Origin of the sequence: Streptomyces sp. NPDC048424 (assembly GCF_040651555.1) — a bacterium.
GTDB lineage: Bacteria > Actinomycetota > Actinomycetes > Streptomycetales > Streptomycetaceae > Streptomyces.
The window spans coordinates 59,576-74,723 of the sequence record NZ_JBEZKE010000013.1; the positions used below are offsets into that span (position 1 = coordinate 59,576).

The following is a 15,148-nucleotide window of genomic DNA, read 5'->3' on the forward strand; positions in this document are numbered from 1 at the left end:
CGCGGCGGGTGGGGGGCTATCGGTGTCCGATTGAGTGAAGGAATCCGTTCAAGCGATCCAACATTTGAATTGTCTCCTTCCGCTTGTTGATCAGGACTTCGAGTCCACGGTCGGTTATGGAGTCCGGGAGGTTTGAAATCTCGCGCTCCAGTGTCCTCCTCACGTGATCGAGCCCGTTTCTGGCCTGGGTCAGGTCGGATATGTGATCGAACGGAGTTCCGTCCTTCTTCCTCGCTACGACTTCCCCGCCTGCCTCTCTTCGGGCGGCATCGTAATGGTTGTGATTCGGCTGGGAGTTGATTTCTCCAACCGGGTCTACCTTGATGTTTTCCAGTTCTCTATAGCGCGCTGGGCCGCATCGCTCAGACCCAGCTCGGGGCAGGGTGTCAGGCCCAGAGGATCCGACCACGTGTGGGGGTTCGTGACGTACGTGGCCGGGTTCGGGGCCGGGGTGAGGCCCAGGGGGTCCGGGGTGAGGTAGCGGGCCGTTTCGGGGTCGTACGTGCGGAAGTAGTTGTGGTGGAGGCCCGACTCGGGGTCGAAGTACTGGCCCGGGAAGCGGAGGGGGGTGTAGGCGGCGGCGTCGCGGGTCCACGTGGTCGCGCCCCAGAGGGTGGAGCGGGCGCGCCAGGCGATCTCGCCTGCTTCGGAGATCAGTTCGCGCGGGGTGCCGATGAGGTCCGTGACGATGGCGAAGAAGCGGTCGTCCGTGCTGCCGAGGACACGTTCCGCCTGGGTGAGCGGGTGCAGGCCTTGGTGGGTCCAGGTGAGGGTGACCGGGCCGGCCGTCTGCTCGCAGAGGGTGGTGCCGTCCCACGTGAAGAGGGTTTCCTCCGCGACCTCGCCGGTGGGCGCCAGGCGCTGCTTGGCCGTGCGGCGGGACAGGGCGTCGTAGCGGTAGCGCCAGCGCGTGCCGTCCGGGGTGGTGACCCCGGTCAGCCGGTCCTCCGCGTCCCACTCGTAGTGCCAGGTTTCCGGCTTGCGGGAGAGACGGGTCTTCTGCCGGAGGGTGACCCGGCCGAGGGCGTCGTGTTCGTAGCGGATCGAGCCGGCGCGGGTGATGCGGGTGCCGGTGTACGCGCGTTCGCCCCGGGCCTCCGCGCCCGGGTGGTGGGCCGGCCAGGAGGCGCTGGTCTGGTTGCCGGCGTCGTCGTAGGCGTAGCGCTCGGTCCAGTCGGTCGCGTCGACCGCGGTGACCCGGGCCGCCGGGTCCAGGGTGAAGGTGCGGGGACCGGCGAGCGCGTCGTCGATCGCCGTGAGTGCGCCGTCCGTGCGGTAGCCGTAGCCACGCCGCTGGAGGGTGCGGCCGTCCGGGCCGACGAGGTGCTGGTCGGTCAGGCGCCCGACCGGGTCGTAGGCGTGGGCCAGGCTCAGGTCCGCGCCGATGGTGCGGGTCAGCTCCCGGCCCGCGGCGTCCCGCTCGAACGTCAGGGTGCGCCCCGATGCGCTGAGGGCACTGCGGCGGCCGGCCGCGTCGTACGTCCACTCGGAGAAGGCCCCGGCGGGGGTGGTGCGCCCCGCTCTGCGGCCCACGACGTCGTAGGTGTGGGTGAGAGTGCGTCCGTCGACCGTCTCCGAGACGACGCGGCCGTACCGGTCCCGTACCAGGGCCAGGGTGGTCCCGTCCGGTGACACGGCCCGGGCCAGCTCGTCGAAGGCGTCGTACGCGTAGGACGTGATCCCGTCCGCCGTCTCCTTGCGCACGAGGAGGGAGAGGGCGTCGTGCGCGTACGTGGTCGTGGCGCCGAGTGCGTTCGTACGGGAGACCAGGCGGCCCGCGGCGTCGTACCCGTAGGCCAGGGTGCGGTCGTCGAAGTCCGTCTCGGAGGCGAGACGGCCGACCGAGTCGTAGGCGTAGGTCCAGGTCAGACCTTGGGGGTTGGTGACCGAGGTCAGGCGCAGCTCGGTGTCGTGCGTGAAGGAGTAGCGGACGCCGTCCGGGCCCGTCCGGGCGGTCAGGAGGTCGAAGTCCCCGTACTCGGAGAGCGTCAGCCCGCCCACCGGGTCGGTGTGGGAGGTGCAGTTGCCCTCGCCGTCGTAGGTCCAGGACTCCGTGCCGCCGTCGGCGGTCTCCCGGTGGAGCAGGCGGCCCTCCACGCTCCAGGTGAGGCGGGTGGTGTGCCCGAGCGGGTCGGTGACGGCGATCGGGCGGCCGAAGGCGTCGCGCGCGTACCGGGTCGTGGCGCCCAGCGGATCGGTGATCTCCAGGGGCAGGCCGGCCGGGTCGCAGCGGACCGTGGTGACCGCACCCAGGGGGTCCGTCACCGAGGCCAGGTGGCCGCGGACGTCGTAGGTGAAGCGGTTCGTCGCGCCGTGCGGGGCGGTGGCGGAGGTGCGGTTGCCGTGGCCGTCGTACGTCGCGCGGGTCACCCGGCCGTCCGGCTGGACCACCGTGACCGGCAGGCCCAGCGCGTCGTACTCGGCCCGTACCTCGCGTCCGTCCGGGCGGACCACCGTGGTGAGCCGGCCCTGATCGTCGTAGACGTATCGGGTCGTGTGGCCCAGCGGATCGGTGCGGGTCAGCAGGCGGTCGTGCGCGTCGTGGGTGTAGCGGGTGGTCGCGCCCGTCGGCTCGATCTCGGCCGTGATCCGGGCGCGGTCGTCGACCAGGTACCGGGTCTCGTGGCCGAGGGAGTCGGTGTAGGTGGTGGAGCCGTCCCCGTAGGTGAAGCGGACGTCGAGGTGGCCGTTGGTGCCGGACTGCGCGGTGCAGCGGTGCTGTTCGTCGTAGACGTAGTCGAAATGGCGGTCGTTGGTGTCGGTCCAGGAGGTGATCCGGCCGAGTTCGTCGTAGCCGAACCGGAGCGGGCGGCCGGAGGAGTTGGTGACGTGCGTGAGGTGCCCGTCCGTGTACGCGTAGCGGAGCACTTCGGTGCCGTCTGCGAGGGCAAGGCCGGTGATGCGGCCTTCCGATGAGCTGAGGCGCAGCTCGTAGCCACCGCTGTGGGCCAGACCGGTCGGCGCGCCCGTCTCGTCGTAGTCGAAGGTGATCCAGTCGCCGCCCCGGCCGTCGAGCTGGCTGAGGAGGCCCTCGTCCGTGAAGTGGCGGACGTCCCCGGACTCGGGGTCGGCGACCGTGTATCCGCCGTCCGCGTCCAGGACGAGCGGCCAGCGCTGACCGTGGGCGGGGAGCACGGGAGTTCCGGGCTCCGGGTGCGGGTAGACGAGCAGGCTGCCGTCCTCGCGTACGAGGATCACGCCCTCCTCGTCGATCTCCAGGCGCTGGTCCACCGTGGACGCCCAGCTCGGGCCGAACCAGCGGCCCGCGCGGTACGAGGACTCGAAGGTGCGGGTGAACACGAGCGGCAGCGAACCGGGCAGGACCAGGTCGGTCTGCGGCAGGACCATCCGGCCCGTCGCGACGTCGACGGGGTCACCCTTGCACTTCAGGTTCGCCTTGCGGCGGGCCGCTGCCTCGGCCTCCGCCTTCGCGGCCGCGCGAGCGGCACTCGTGCTCGCCGCTTCCTCGGCGAACCGGGCGCCGGCTCGGAGGGTGGGCAGGCCCTTCGCGCCGATGAGATCGGGAAGGAGACGGCCCTTGAACTCGCTGGGGTCCGCCATGTAGCTGTCGATCATCGGGCCGGGGATGCGTTCGGGGTGGGACGCGGTCGAGACGAGACCGGCCAGCGTCATGGTGAAGTTCTGCTGGAAATCGGCCGGGTGCGTCAGGTTGTACGGGTCGAACGGGTTCAGGCCGCGGGCGAAGTTCAGCGTTCCCGCCGCGCCCTTGGCCACGCCGCCCGCGAGGTGCGTGAGCTCGACCGCCTCCGAGCCCGCGTAGTCGTACAGCCCGGCCAGGAGCCGGTCCTTCGCCGGAGGTTCGGCCGGAGCGTGCTCCATGGCGGCCTTGAGGGTGCGCTCGGCCGCCCGGGCGGCCTCGTCGCGCTGCCTGCGGGCCTCGTCGAGGATCTCCTTGGCCCGCTTGCGGGAAGCCTCACCCGGGTCGGCGCCCTCCACCGGCACCGGGCCCGCGTCACGGCCGGCCTTGGACGCCGCCTTGAAGGCGTCCTCCTTGGCGACATGTGCGTCGTGGGCGTCCTTCGTCGCCTTCACCGCCGCCTTGTGGAGCGCGATGGCCTCGCCCGCCTGCTTCTGCGCCCACTCCACCGTCTCCGCGTACAGGGTGAGCGCGCCGGCCGCCGACTCGCACGCGTCGGAGGCGCGCAGCCAGTCCGTGGGGTGCATCGCGAACTTCTCGCGGAACGCGTCGGCGGCCTGCCCCTTCCACCGGTCCGAGTCCAGGGCCTTCATGCCCTGCCCGACCCGTTCGAAGGCCGCCTGGAAGTCCGTGAAGTGCTTGGCGGTGGCCCGGATCGCCGACGACTTGCCGTGGACCAGCTCGTCCGCCTGCTCGCTCTGGCCGAGTTCCTGCTCCGGTACCGAGGCCCCGAGACGGGAGGCGACGCCGTCGCCGAAGTCCTCGACCTTGTCGGCCCAGTCGTGCGCGCCGACCTTGTCGAGCGCACCGCCGACCTCGTCGGTGGCCCGGTCCACCCCGTGACCGATGACCTTCTTCGCCGAGTCGACCCCGTCCCCGATCTTGTCGAGACCCTTGTCGACCAGGCCGCCCCAGTCCGTCATCAGCCCTCACCACCCGGCTGCGGCTCGGGTGCCGGGCCGACCATGCCGTCCACCACGCCGTCCATCTCGTCGCGCAGGCCGACGGCGTCGAGGATCTGGTTGGACAGGAGGATGTCCGAGCTGTTGACGTCCCGGACGGCCGTCTTCCAGGCCTCGTTGCCGTTCTTCGTGGCCTCGCCGAAGGACTCGGGGCTGTAGTCGGCGTCCCGTATCTGGGTGATCGGGTTGTCGGAGAGGACCTCGCCCCAGTCCTTGTCGATGACGTCCTTCTCGGAGGCGTACGGATTGCCGAGCGCCGCGTTCGCCACGACCTTGAAGCTCCCCTGGATGTACTGCTCCTGTTCGTGCACCAGGCCCGCCGACAGCCCCACGCTCTCGGCGAACGTGTTCCCTTGCTGCACCAGCGAGCGGACCCCCCAGCCCCAGCGCTCGCAGAACGTGCCCAGCGTGGACGTCAGATCCGCGTGCCCGGTCTCCAGCCCGCTGAGCCCCAACTCGGTGAAGCCGCCGCCCATGCTCGCCGTGCCCACCGACCCGATCTCCTTCAACTCGGCCAGGCTGTCCGTGATCCCCTTGGCGATCTGACCCAACGCCTGCTTCGAGACGTCGAGATCCGCTCCGTCCCCGCTCACGCGGCCGCCTCCCCGTCGAGTGCCGCCGTGTCCGGGACGATGCCCCGCATCGGCGGGAGCACCATGCCGTCCGGGCCGGCCGCGTTCCATGCGACCCCGCAGGGAAAGTCCAGCGCCGGCACGATCCCGTCGAGCAACCGCGCACCGACCACCCGCCGGTACGCCCACTCGCGGTCGCCCTCGCCCCGGGCCTCGGCGAACCGCGCCAACGCCTCCTCGTCGGAGAAGACGCAGATCCAGTCCAGCCCGCCCAACTCGGCCGTCCACAGCCCGCCGTGCGCGTCCAACGGCACCAGGACCACCCGGCTGCGGAAGTCCGCCAGCCGCTCCAGCAACGCTTCCCGGGCCTGCGCCACCGGATCGGCCTGCACCGAACCAGCGGCGGCCACATCCGACGGCCTCGAACTCGCGCGCCGCTCAACGGCATCGGCGCGCAGCCGACCCCATTCCTCGTCGAAACCCACCTGGACCCCACCCCGTCCGTCCTGATCGAACGAACCTTCGCATGAGGGGGCGGGGTGGGCCAACTTTACTGTTCGGTAGTGCACAGATCGAGACAAGGGTGTGGGCATCTTGGATGCTTGTGCTGTTGGGGATCCGGGTGCGTAGCAGCTAGTTGCGCGATGTGTAGTCGCCTTGCTCGCGTGACTGGATTCCATTGCGGAAGCAACAGCACCCCGATTCGGTGCGGGTCGAGCTCGCGGGGCATGGAGTTCATGGCGGGGGTCGGGTCCCCCTTGGTGGAAAGCTGCGTGCCGGTTGTGAGGGGTGCGGTTGCGTCGGTGGTCAACCACCAAAGAACCGGGGGAAGAACCAGACCCAACCCCTCCAGCCTCCCCGTTCGACCGCAATCGCCCGGTCGGGTGAATCTGTCCAACTCGACTGGATTCGCGTGGGGTTGGCTGGCATATGCTCGCCGCGACAACTCCAGACATGAGACGGCCCCCGGCGGGACAGCGAATCCCAGCCGAGGGCCTGATCCACGAGGAAGTAGCACCTTCCCGATGGCCTTCCAGAAGCTTAGCCGGGTCATGCCCGCATCGCTCCGTGCCTCGCGCGGAACCGCCCGATCCGGTGGCCTTTCCGGCGTCCGACACACCAACGTCCCCCTCACGGCCCACTTCACCGTCGTGAGCAACCGGCTTGCGCAGAGCGGGGAGCTGTCGCTCCTCGCGATCGGCACCGCCGTGCACATCCAGTCGCTGCCCGAGGGCGCCCAGGTCAGCATCCGGGCCCTGGCCGAGCGCTTCCCCGAGACCGAGTACCGCATCGGGCGGGCGCTGAACGAGCTGGAGGCGGCCGGGTTCCTGCGCCGCACGCGACTGCGCACGGCTGAGGGCAAGGTGGTCACCCGCACCGTGTCCTACAACCTCCCGCTGGCCGACACCCCGCCGGAGCCGCTATCGCCGCCGGACCCGCCGGGCCCGGGCCCGGAGCCCGAACCGCCCACGCCGGAGCCGGAGCCGGGGCCCGGGCCCGTGGTCGAGCCGCCGGGCGAGCGTGACGGCGTACCCGAGCCCGCGCCCGAGCCCGCACCGGAGTCACGGGCGGCCGCCGCCCCGGGGCTTCGGCAGGAGGCCGCGCAGCTGCTGGCCGGCCTGCGGGTGCGCGAGCCGCGGCTGCTGCTCGCCGAGCGGGACGTCGAGCGGCTCGCACCCGCGGTCGTGGAGTGGCTGGATCGCGGGGCCGCGCCCGAGGCCGTACGGCGCGCCCTCACCGCGGACGTGCCGTCCGACCTGCGCAACCCGGCGGGACTCGTCGCCTACCGGCTGCGCGCCGCCCTCCCGCCCCCGCTGCCCGCGCCCGACTGGCGACCCGTCGGCGCCCCACCACCCGACCAGCCCCGGCACCCCTTCCAGACCTGCGATACCTGCGAACGCGCCTTCCGTGCCCCGACCCCCGGCGGCCACTGCGGCGACTGCACGGCCCACGCGCGAAAGGCTGCCTAGCATGAAGGTGATGACTCGGCCCCCTGGGCACGGACGAGGAGCCACCATGACCATCACTCACGACGACGAGCGACTGGGCGCACCTCGGTACTCCTGACGTCGAGGACGAACCAGAGGGGATCATGCGGCATCCCGACATCATGGTGATCGCGTGCGAGGACATGGAGGGTCAAGGGCCATTCGACCCCCGCACGATCATCGCTGCTGTCGAGGTCGTCTCCCGTTCCAACCCCGACAACGACTGGACCATCTCGACCGACGGCCTGCCCCGCTACGAGGACACCCCCTAGGCCACCACCGCCCCGGCCAGACGGGTCAGGCCCTCCGCGATCTCGGCCGGGGTGTGGGTCGTGAAGGAGAGGCGGAGGGTGCGGGGGTCCGGGGTGGTCGGGTGGAAGGGGGCTCCCGGGACGAAGGCGACGCCGTGGGTGAGCGCCGTCTTGAGGAGGGCGGTCGCGTCGTGGCCCTCCGGGAGCCGGGCCCAGACGAACATGCCGCCCTCGGGGCGGTTCCACGCAGAGCCCGCCGGAAGGGCCGCGCCCAGACCCGTCAGCAGGGCGTCGCGCCGTTCGCGGTACGCCGTGCGGACCGTGGCGATGTGGGCGGCCAGGTCCGTCGTCGCCAGGTAGTGGGCCGCGGCGAGCTGGTCCACCGTCGAGGTGTGGAGGTCCGCGGCCTGCTTCGCGACCACCGCGGCCCGGCGCAGGGCCGCCGGGGCCCGGAGCCAGCCCAGGCGGAGCCCCGGCGCCATGATCTTCGAGAAGCTGCCGAGCAGGGCCGTACGGTCCTCCGCCCCCGGGTGCGCCGCGAGCCACGGGACGTCGCGGCCCTCGTAGCGGAGGTCCCCGTACGGGTCGTCCTCCACCAGCCACAGCCCCAGCCGCGCCGCGATCCGCGCCACCGCCGCCCGCCGGGCGGCCGGCAGGGTGCGTCCCGTCGGGTTCTGGAAGGTGGGGACGGTGTAGAGCAGCTTCGGGCGTTCGCGGGCCACGAGGTCCGCGAGGGCCTCGGGGACGATGCCTTCCCCGTCGCAGGGCACGGCCACCACCCGCGCTCCCGCCAGCCCGAAGCACTGGAGCGCCGCCAGGTAGGTGGGGTCCTCGACCAGCACCACGTCCCCGGGTTCGATCAGGGCGGTGGTGAGGAGGGTGAGGGCCTGCTGGGAGCCGGAGGTGATGACGACGTCGTCCGCGTCGGTGGGCAGCCCGCGCGCCGTGGTGCGGGCGGCCACGGCCGCGCGGAGTTCCGGCGCGCCCTCGGTGGTCGAGTACTGGAGCGCGCGCCGCGCCGACGCCGCGAAGGCGGCGTCGTACGCGGCCCGCAGGCCCTCTGTGTCGAAGAGCTCGGGCGCGGGGAGGCCGCCGGCGAAGGAGATGACCCCGGTGCGTTGGGTGAGGGCGAGGATCTCGCGTACGGGGGAACCCTCGACCGAGGTCGCACGGGCGGCGAACGCGGGCGGCGGCGACGCGGGCACAACGGCATTGCCGGGCATGGCGGTAGCGGACATTTGCGCTCCTCCGGAGACGGGTGCGCGCATCGTAGCCAGGGAAAGGACGGCATGTATGTATCAGGGGGTGGACCCTTCCGGACCCCTCCCCATCTGATGCCGCATCAGCTAGACCGTTCCCATGACGACAGGAGAGCAGGAACCGCAGCCGGACACCCGCGTCGACGACTACGCCGCGCTCGCGTCCGTCGGCCCCTACGGCGTCCGCCCCGGCCATGCGCTGATCACCATGGTGGAACCGCACCCGGGCCACGAGTACGCGTACAACCGCTGGTACGAGGACGACCACTACTACGCCGGCGCCATGGCCATGCCCTGGATGTACGCGGGCCGCCGCTGGGTCGCCACCCGCGAGCTCCAGGAGCTGCGCTACCCCGAGAAGTCGGCCGTCGCCCAACCGGTCACCGCGGGCTGCTACATATCGACGTACTGGGTCACCGAGGGCCGCTACGACGAGCACATGAAGTGGACCGTCGGCATCAACAAGCGCCTGAACCGCGACGGCCGCGTCTACCAGGACCGCACCCACGTCTTCACGGCCTTCCAGGACCACGCGGCCACCGTCTACCGCGACGGCGCCGCCGGCCCGCGGGACTTCCATGCCCTCGACCACCCGTACGCCGGCCTCGTGGTCCAGGTCATCGACGCCGACGGGCCCGAGCAGCGGGCCGAGTTGCTGGAGTGGCTGCGCTCGCGCGCCCTGCCGAAGAGGCTGCACGGCTCCCCGGCCGCGATGGTGACGGTCTTCCGGCCCACCCCGCTGCCCGGCGACCGCATGACGTACGTCAAGCAGGTCGAGGGGGTGGATACCCGGCTCACGCTGCTGTGGTTCCTGGAGGTCGATCCGCGGGAGTGCTGGGACCGCTTCCAGGGGCTGGACGTCGAGGTGGCCGGGGCGGGGCTGGGGAGGGTGGAGCTGGTGGCGCCGTTCGTCCCCACGGTGCCGGGGACGGACCGGTACGTCGACCAGCTGCGCTGACCGTCCGGGGCCCCGCCCGTGCCCGTACGCGGACATGGCCGAGCCCCCTCGGCCAAGACGGCGGACCGGTCGAGAGGGCTCAAGTAGGAGGGACGGTTGGGACGCGCCGTGATCTTCAGGCGAGGCGTCCCAGCCGGCCCTCGGTGACGTCGGCTACGAAGGAGGTCCAGGAGCCGGGCGCGAAGGTGAGGGACGGGCCGTCCTGCACCTTCGAGTCGCGGACGGCGATGGCCTCCATGACGGGGGACTTGACCTCGACGCAGGCGCCGTTGGCGGAGTAGGAGGACTTGACCCAGTTGTCCGTGGCGCCCTGACGAATAGCCATGTTTCTCTCCGGTGAGCGAGTAGTTCCGGTGTGTTGTCGGCCATTTCCGGCTGACCTGATCGACGCTACCCGCAGCTCCTGATAGGTGAACGAAGCGTTCACCCGACCGAGTGGCATATTCCATTCAGGCCTTATGTGGCCGGGGAGTGACGGTGTACCGTACCGACCCCTTCGCCACTCGCCCGGCACGTCACGGGGCCATTCGACCTATTCGAACTATTCGCCCTTGTCCGCGTATTCACCGATGATGTCGGAGATGAACTGGCGGGTCTGGTCGACGTTGAGGGCCTGCGCGCGCAGGTGTTCGTACATGACGCTGTACTTCTGCACGTCGTTGGCCTTCTCCAGGTACAGGTCGCTCGTCACGCCCTCGATGTAGACGACCGTCGAGTCGGACGCGTCCGGGAACTCCAGGATCGCGTACTGGCCGTTGACCCCGGGATGGGCGCCCAGCGAGAAGGGCATCACCTGCACGGTGACGTGCGGCTGCTCCGACTGCTCTATCAAGTACTCCAGCTGCCGGGTCATGAGCTGGGCGTCGCCCACCTGCCGGCGCAGCGCGGCCTCGTCGATGACCGCCCACAGGCGCAGCGGCCCGAGCTCCGGGTTGTTGTTGTCGGTCTCGGAGAGCCGCTTCTGGCGGTGCATCCGGACCTGGACCCGCTTGTCCACGTCGGCCGGGGCGGTCTCCGGCCAGGCGCCGCGGACGAGGGACTGGGCGTACTCCGTGGTCTGGAGCAGGCCGGGGATCACCAGGGGTTCGTACGTGCGCAGGCTGGCGGCGTCCGTCTCCAGCCCGATGTAGACGCTGTACGGGATGTCGCCGAAGGCGTGCCACCAGCCCTGCTGGCGGGAGTCCTTGGCCATCTGCATGAGCGAGTCGATGAGCCGGCGGTCCTCGACCTCGTACACGTCGCACAGGTCGCGGACGTCCCGCTGGCTGATGGAACGGCGGCCGTTCTCCAGCCGGCTGATCTTCGACTGGGAGACGAGGAGGCGCTCGGCGACCTGTTCGGCCGTCATGCCCTTGTCCTCGCGGAGCTTGCGCAACTCCATGCCCAGTCGGCGGCGTCGGACGGTGGGATTGACATTGGACGCCACGGGAACGGCACCTCCGCCTTCTTCTGTCGTGCAGCGGTCTCTCTGCGTGTCTGATGTCGAGCAGACTGCCACCGAAGCGGGCGCCGCCGCTGGGGAACGGCCGGGAAAACACAGACGCGCGGGGTGGCGGGGTCGGCGAACCGGCCCCGCCACCCCGCGCGCTGGCGGCTCCCGAACCGGGTCTTTGCGGACGTCGGTCACGGCGATGGCGTTGCGATGGAGCTGAGGTCGAGCCGAGCCGGATCCGCGATGGATCCGTGACCCGAACTGGTTGTAACCGGTGGAACCGGTGTAACCGGTGGATCAGTGCGCGGCCGCGCGGGCCATCGCACCGGTCCGGCGCGGCTGCAGCGGGACGCTGCTCGCCGTGGCCCGGGCCGGTGGTGCCGGTGCGCGGTCACGGCGCGGCTGTGCGGCCACACCGTTCTGGACGTCCATCACGGCGTGCGCCACGAGTCCGCCCATCGGGTCGTGCCGGATCAGGTCCCGCAGTCGGGATCTGGACGACCGCCCCTCGTTGCCGGGGTACAGGTGCTTGCCGAGTCCGACCGCGTGGGCCAGTGCGGCAAGCGCCGCGGTCCGCGGGTCCGGCGGTACGCCGGTGCGGATCGCACTGTCGAGCCGGGCTCGGATCTCCCGGCTGATTTCCGTGTCCGTCGCCTGGTAGCGAGTTGTCGGCAACACACCGCACATCTGTCCCGCGACGGCATGGACCATGCCGCAGCGCTCCAGATGAGCGAGGTAAATCTGACGGAGCCCCAGTCGGGGTCCGCCGATCCAGTGGACGGCCCGTACCGGGCTGCCGCGCCTGCGCAGCAGTTCCAGTGCGGAGTCCAGAGTCGGATCTCCTGTCGGCCGTGGCATCACCACGGCGATACGATCCCCATCAGGGGCTATCCGTCCTGCCAGAGCCAGCTCCACTAGCTGTGCCCCGGCCAGGCCGAGGTCGAGCGACTGCGGCTGCGCCGTGGTACCCGTGGCCGGGTCCAAGGCGAGCAGCAGAAGCTCCTCCGGAATTGTTCTGCGGCTCCTGCCCATCCATGCCTCCCCGCGTGGATGAGTGACAGGGTGACGCCTCTCACATTCATCTGTCGAGAGCGCGTGGCCGCTTTGTGGGGGAACCCGCAGCTATGTCGTTCTCGTCTAGCACGTGGGCGATGCCCCCGAGACGGGACACTGTTAGACATTCGGACAGCCGGACGTGGCGGCGATGGAGGAGGAACGGTGGCGGGCGAGTCCCCCGACAAGTCGGTAGATGCAGGAGCGCCGGGGGCGGCGGAGTCGTCCGCGGAGCGTGATCCGAGGCTGTCGGTGTTCCGGCCGAGGGATCCCGAGGACCGGGACGTTCGCGCCGGCGAGGCGGAGAGGGCGACGGAGGCGAAGGCGGAGTCGGGGACGGAGGCGAAGGCGGAGACGAAGGGCGGGGCCGAAGCGGTTCCCGAGCCCGCGGCTGAGCCCGAGTCCGCGGCTGGGTCTGAGTCCGCGGCCGAGTCCGCGGCTGAGCCCGCAGCTGGGTCTGAGTCCGAGTCCGCGGCTGAGTCCGCGGCTGAGCCCGAGTCCGAGCCCGCGGCCGAGTCCGTGGCCGAAACCGACGGTGCGCGGGATCCGCTGCGCGAGGCGGTGGCGGCATGGGTCGCGAAGACCGACGCCGCCGCGGAGACCTCCGAACGGGTGGATTCCGATGCGGATCCGGCCGCCGATGCCGATGCCGATGCCGATGCGGCGGATGCCGACGCGTCCGGGGTGGATGCCGAGGTGCGGGCGGAAGAGCCCGACGCCGCCGGGCCGGCGGTCGCGCCGCAGCGCGAGGCCGCTCCGGACGCCCGTGCCGAGGAGCCGGTTCCGGCTTCCGTTCCGGCTTCCGTTTCCGGTTCTCCTTCTGGTTCCGCTTCGGCTTCCGGTACCCGTTCCGGTTCGGCTGCGGAGGTGACGCCCGCGGACAGCGAGCGCACCGCCGTCTTCCGTGCGGTGAAGCCGGATGCCGCTTCCGCTTCGGCTCCGGCCGCGGAGCAGGCGAAGCCCGCACCCGCAGCCGAGGAGCCCGCTGACAGCGAGCGCACGGCCGTGTTCCGGGCCGTGAAGCTGGATTCCGCTTCGACCCCCGCCCCGGAGCGTCCGAAGCCCGAGCCCGCTGTCGACGAGCCCGCGGACAGCGAGCGTACGGCCGTGTTCCGCGCGCCGAAGCCGCCTTCCGCTTCGGCTCCGGTCGAGGAGGCGAAGCCCAAGGCCGGCAAGCCCGCGGACAGTGAGCGCACCGCCGTCTTCCGGGTCCCGAAGGTGGATGCCCTCAAGGCGGAGACCCCCAAGCCCGCCGCCCCGAAGCCGACCCTGGCCAAGCCGGCCGAAGCCAGGTTCACCCCGGCCGAGACCAAGCCCGCCGAGACCAAGCCCGCCGAGGCCAAGCCGACCGGGACCAAGCCCGGCCAGGCCGGGCCCGCCGCCGCGGAGCCCAAGGGCAGCACCTTCGTTCCGCTGCGTCCGGAGAGCGTCGCACCGGCGCCCGAGGCCCGGCAGCGGCCGAAGCTGCCCGCCGCCGTGGACCGGTCCGAGCGGACCACCCAGCAGCCGCTGCCGCCCAAGCCGCCGCTCGACATGCTGGCGGACCTCACGAACAACCCGCCCCCGCCGCCGAGCCCGATGCGCACGGCGGTCCGGCGGGTCAAGATCTACGCCCCGCTCGTCGCGCTCCTGGTGATCATCCTGGCCGTCGTACAGCTGGTGCGCCCGCTGCCCGAGCCGACGCTCGTGATGACCGCGAAGTCCTCGTACACCTTCGAGGGCGCCAAGCCGCAGCTGCCCTGGCCCACCGAGGGGCAGGCGTACATGGCGGCCGCCGGCCTCGGCACGCTCGGCCAGTCCGGCGAGCAGAAGCCCGTGCCGATCGCCAGCGTCACCAAGTCGATGACGGCGTACATCATCCTGCGCGACCACCCCATCAAGAAGGGTGAGCAGGGCGCGATGATCGACATCGACAAGACGGCCGAGACCGAGGGCAAGAAGAACGACTCGGTCAACAACGAGTCCACCCTCGACACGGTCAAGGAGGGCGACAAGATCTCGGAGTACGACGCGATCGCCGCCCTCATGATCCCGTCGGCCAACAACATCGCGCGGCTGCTCGCGCGCTGGGACTCCGGTTCCCAGGAGGCGTTCGTCAAGAAGATGAACGACACCGCCAAGGAACTCGGCATGACCAACACCACGTACACGGACCCCTCGGGTCTGGACGCGACCACGGTCAGCACCGCCGAGGACCAGGTCAAGCTGGGTCTGAAGCTGGTCGAGATCGAGACGCTGCTCGACATCACCAAGAAGCCCAACTGGGTCGACCCGTACGGCAAGTCCTGGCGGAACTGGAACGGCCTGACCGGGCCCTCCGGTGCCCTCGGCATCAAGACCGGTACGACGACCAAGGCGGGCGGAAACCTGCTCTTCGCCGCGCAGAAGAAGGTCGGCAACACCAACCAGCTGATCGTCGGAGCCGTCCTCGGCCAGCACAAGCCGGCGATCATCGACACCGTGCTCGCCGCGAGCAAGCAGCTGATGGTCGCCACGCAGAAGGCCCTCGACGGCGCGACCGTCGTGAAGAAGGGCGAGGTCGTGGGCTACGTCGACGACGGTCTCGGCGGCCGGACCCCCGTCGTGGCCACCGCAGACGTGCAGGCGGTCGGCTGGGCCTCGCTGACCGTCGACGTCAAGCTCGCGGACGGCGGCGCGAAGATGCCGCAGACGGCGAAGGCCGGGACGGAGGTCGGCGTGCTGACCGTCGGCGAGGGCGCCAGCCAGGTGAAGGTGCCGGTGGCGCTGCAGAGCGACCTTGCCGCGCCGGGCATCGGCAGCAAGCTGACGCGCGTCGGCTGACATCCGGTGAGAGCGTGGATCCGGCGCCCCGGGCAACCCCGGGGCGCCGGGGCGCGTCTTGGCACCCGGGACGTGTGCGGGTGTGGACTCATGTGTTGGGGAGAGCGGCAGTGACCACTGCTGAGCAGCAGGGCCGGCGTCAGGAAGCCATCCCGCCGGCCGACGGCGGGGATGCCGAACGGGGCTCCGGGGTACCCGAGCCGTCCGCCGGCC

The 15,148-nt window shown here is 71.1% G+C and carries 11 protein-coding genes and 1 pseudogene; 4 read left to right on the forward strand and 8 right to left on the reverse strand.

The annotated features are described in order from the left end of the window. Positions 1-16: 16 nt before the first annotated feature. The 4 genes from AB0D29_RS19995 to AB0D29_RS20010 are packed head-to-tail and all read right to left on the reverse strand — an operon-like array spanning position 17 to position 5,602. Positions 17-409: a polymorphic toxin type 28 domain-containing protein gene (locus tag AB0D29_RS19995; protein ID WP_362855762.1), complete on the reverse strand. Its 393-nt coding sequence runs from the start codon at positions 407-409 to the stop codon at positions 17-19. Next, complete coding sequence (locus tag AB0D29_RS20000) at positions 316-4,581, reverse strand: putative T7SS-secreted protein (RefSeq protein ID WP_362855763.1); 4,266 nt, start codon at positions 4,579-4,581, stop codon at positions 316-318. The genes AB0D29_RS19995 and AB0D29_RS20000 overlap by 94 nt, the downstream gene beginning before the upstream one ends. Continuing rightward, positions 4,581-5,213: a hypothetical protein gene (locus tag AB0D29_RS20005; protein ID WP_362855765.1), complete on the reverse strand. Its 633-nt coding sequence runs from the start codon at positions 5,211-5,213 to the stop codon at positions 4,581-4,583. Before AB0D29_RS20005 ends, AB0D29_RS20000 begins: the two co-directional genes overlap by 1 nt. Further along, positions 5,210-5,602 (reverse strand): SseB family protein, encoded by a 393-nt coding sequence (locus tag AB0D29_RS20010; RefSeq protein ID WP_362855766.1) that lies wholly within the window; start codon positions 5,600-5,602, stop codon positions 5,210-5,212. The genes AB0D29_RS20005 and AB0D29_RS20010 overlap by 4 nt, the downstream gene beginning before the upstream one ends. A gap of 741 nt (positions 5,603-6,343) precedes the next feature. Here AB0D29_RS20010 and AB0D29_RS20015 point away from each other — a divergent pair. Together AB0D29_RS20015 and AB0D29_RS20020 are read left to right on the forward strand one after the other, a co-directional pair. After that, complete coding sequence (locus AB0D29_RS20015; RefSeq protein ID WP_362855768.1) at positions 6,344-7,162, forward strand: helix-turn-helix domain-containing protein; 819 nt, start codon at positions 6,344-6,346, stop codon at positions 7,160-7,162. A 77-nt stretch (positions 7,163-7,239) separates the two neighbouring features. Beyond that, positions 7,240-7,407: pseudogene (locus tag AB0D29_RS20020) on the forward strand (Uma2 family endonuclease); the annotation flags it as partial. Positions 7,408-7,448: 41 nt separating this feature from the next. Here AB0D29_RS20020 and AB0D29_RS20025 read toward each other — a convergent pair. Next, positions 7,449-8,669: a PLP-dependent aminotransferase family protein gene (locus AB0D29_RS20025; protein WP_362855770.1), complete on the reverse strand. Its 1,221-nt coding sequence runs from the start codon at positions 8,667-8,669 to the stop codon at positions 7,449-7,451. A 121-nt stretch (positions 8,670-8,790) separates the two neighbouring features. On the opposite strand from AB0D29_RS20025, the gene AB0D29_RS20030 reads away from it, so the two are divergent. Further along, positions 8,791-9,648, forward strand: a complete 858-nt coding sequence (locus tag AB0D29_RS20030; protein WP_362855771.1) for a hypothetical protein — start codon at positions 8,791-8,793, stop codon at positions 9,646-9,648. A 115-nt stretch (positions 9,649-9,763) separates the two neighbouring features. On the opposite strand, the gene AB0D29_RS20035 is transcribed toward AB0D29_RS20030, so the two are convergent. The 3 genes from AB0D29_RS20035 to AB0D29_RS20045 form a co-directional block, all read right to left on the reverse strand. Continuing rightward, positions 9,764-9,973 carry a DUF397 domain-containing protein gene (locus AB0D29_RS20035; RefSeq protein WP_362855773.1) on the reverse strand — a complete coding sequence of 70 codons (210 nt, stop codon included), beginning with the start codon at positions 9,971-9,973 and terminating at the stop codon, positions 9,764-9,766. A 216-nt stretch (positions 9,974-10,189) separates the two neighbouring features. Then, entirely contained in the window at positions 10,190-11,074 is an 885-nt protein-coding gene (locus AB0D29_RS20040; protein ID WP_362855774.1) for a helix-turn-helix transcriptional regulator, read from the reverse strand. A 303-nt stretch (positions 11,075-11,377) separates the two neighbouring features. Continuing rightward, complete coding sequence (locus AB0D29_RS20045; RefSeq protein WP_030390041.1) at positions 11,378-12,112, reverse strand: GPP34 family phosphoprotein; 735 nt, start codon at positions 12,110-12,112, stop codon at positions 11,378-11,380. A gap of 540 nt (positions 12,113-12,652) precedes the next feature. Here AB0D29_RS20045 and AB0D29_RS20050 point away from each other — a divergent pair. Next, complete coding sequence (locus AB0D29_RS20050; RefSeq protein ID WP_362855775.1) at positions 12,653-14,935, forward strand: hypothetical protein; 2,283 nt, start codon at positions 12,653-12,655, stop codon at positions 14,933-14,935. Positions 14,936-15,148: the final 213 nt, after the last annotated feature.

Excerpts from the sequence above, each read along its gene's own strand:
- AB0D29_RS20045 (WP_030390041.1), bottom strand. The coding sequence starts at position 12,112 with ATGGGCAGGAGCCGCAGAACAATTCCGGAGGAGCTTCTGCTGCTCGCC.
- AB0D29_RS20000 (WP_362855763.1), bottom strand. The coding sequence starts at position 4,581 with ATGACGGACTGGGGCGGCCTGGTCGACAAGGGTCTCGACAAGATCGGG.
- AB0D29_RS20035 (WP_362855773.1), bottom strand. The coding sequence starts at position 9,973 with ATGGCTATTCGTCAGGGCGCCACGGACAACTGGGTCAAGTCCTCCTAC.
- AB0D29_RS20025 (WP_362855770.1), bottom strand. The coding sequence starts at position 8,669 with ATGTCCGCTACCGCCATGCCCGGCAATGCCGTTGTGCCCGCGTCGCCG.
- AB0D29_RS20030 (WP_362855771.1), top strand. The coding sequence starts at position 8,791 with ATGACGACAGGAGAGCAGGAACCGCAGCCGGACACCCGCGTCGACGAC.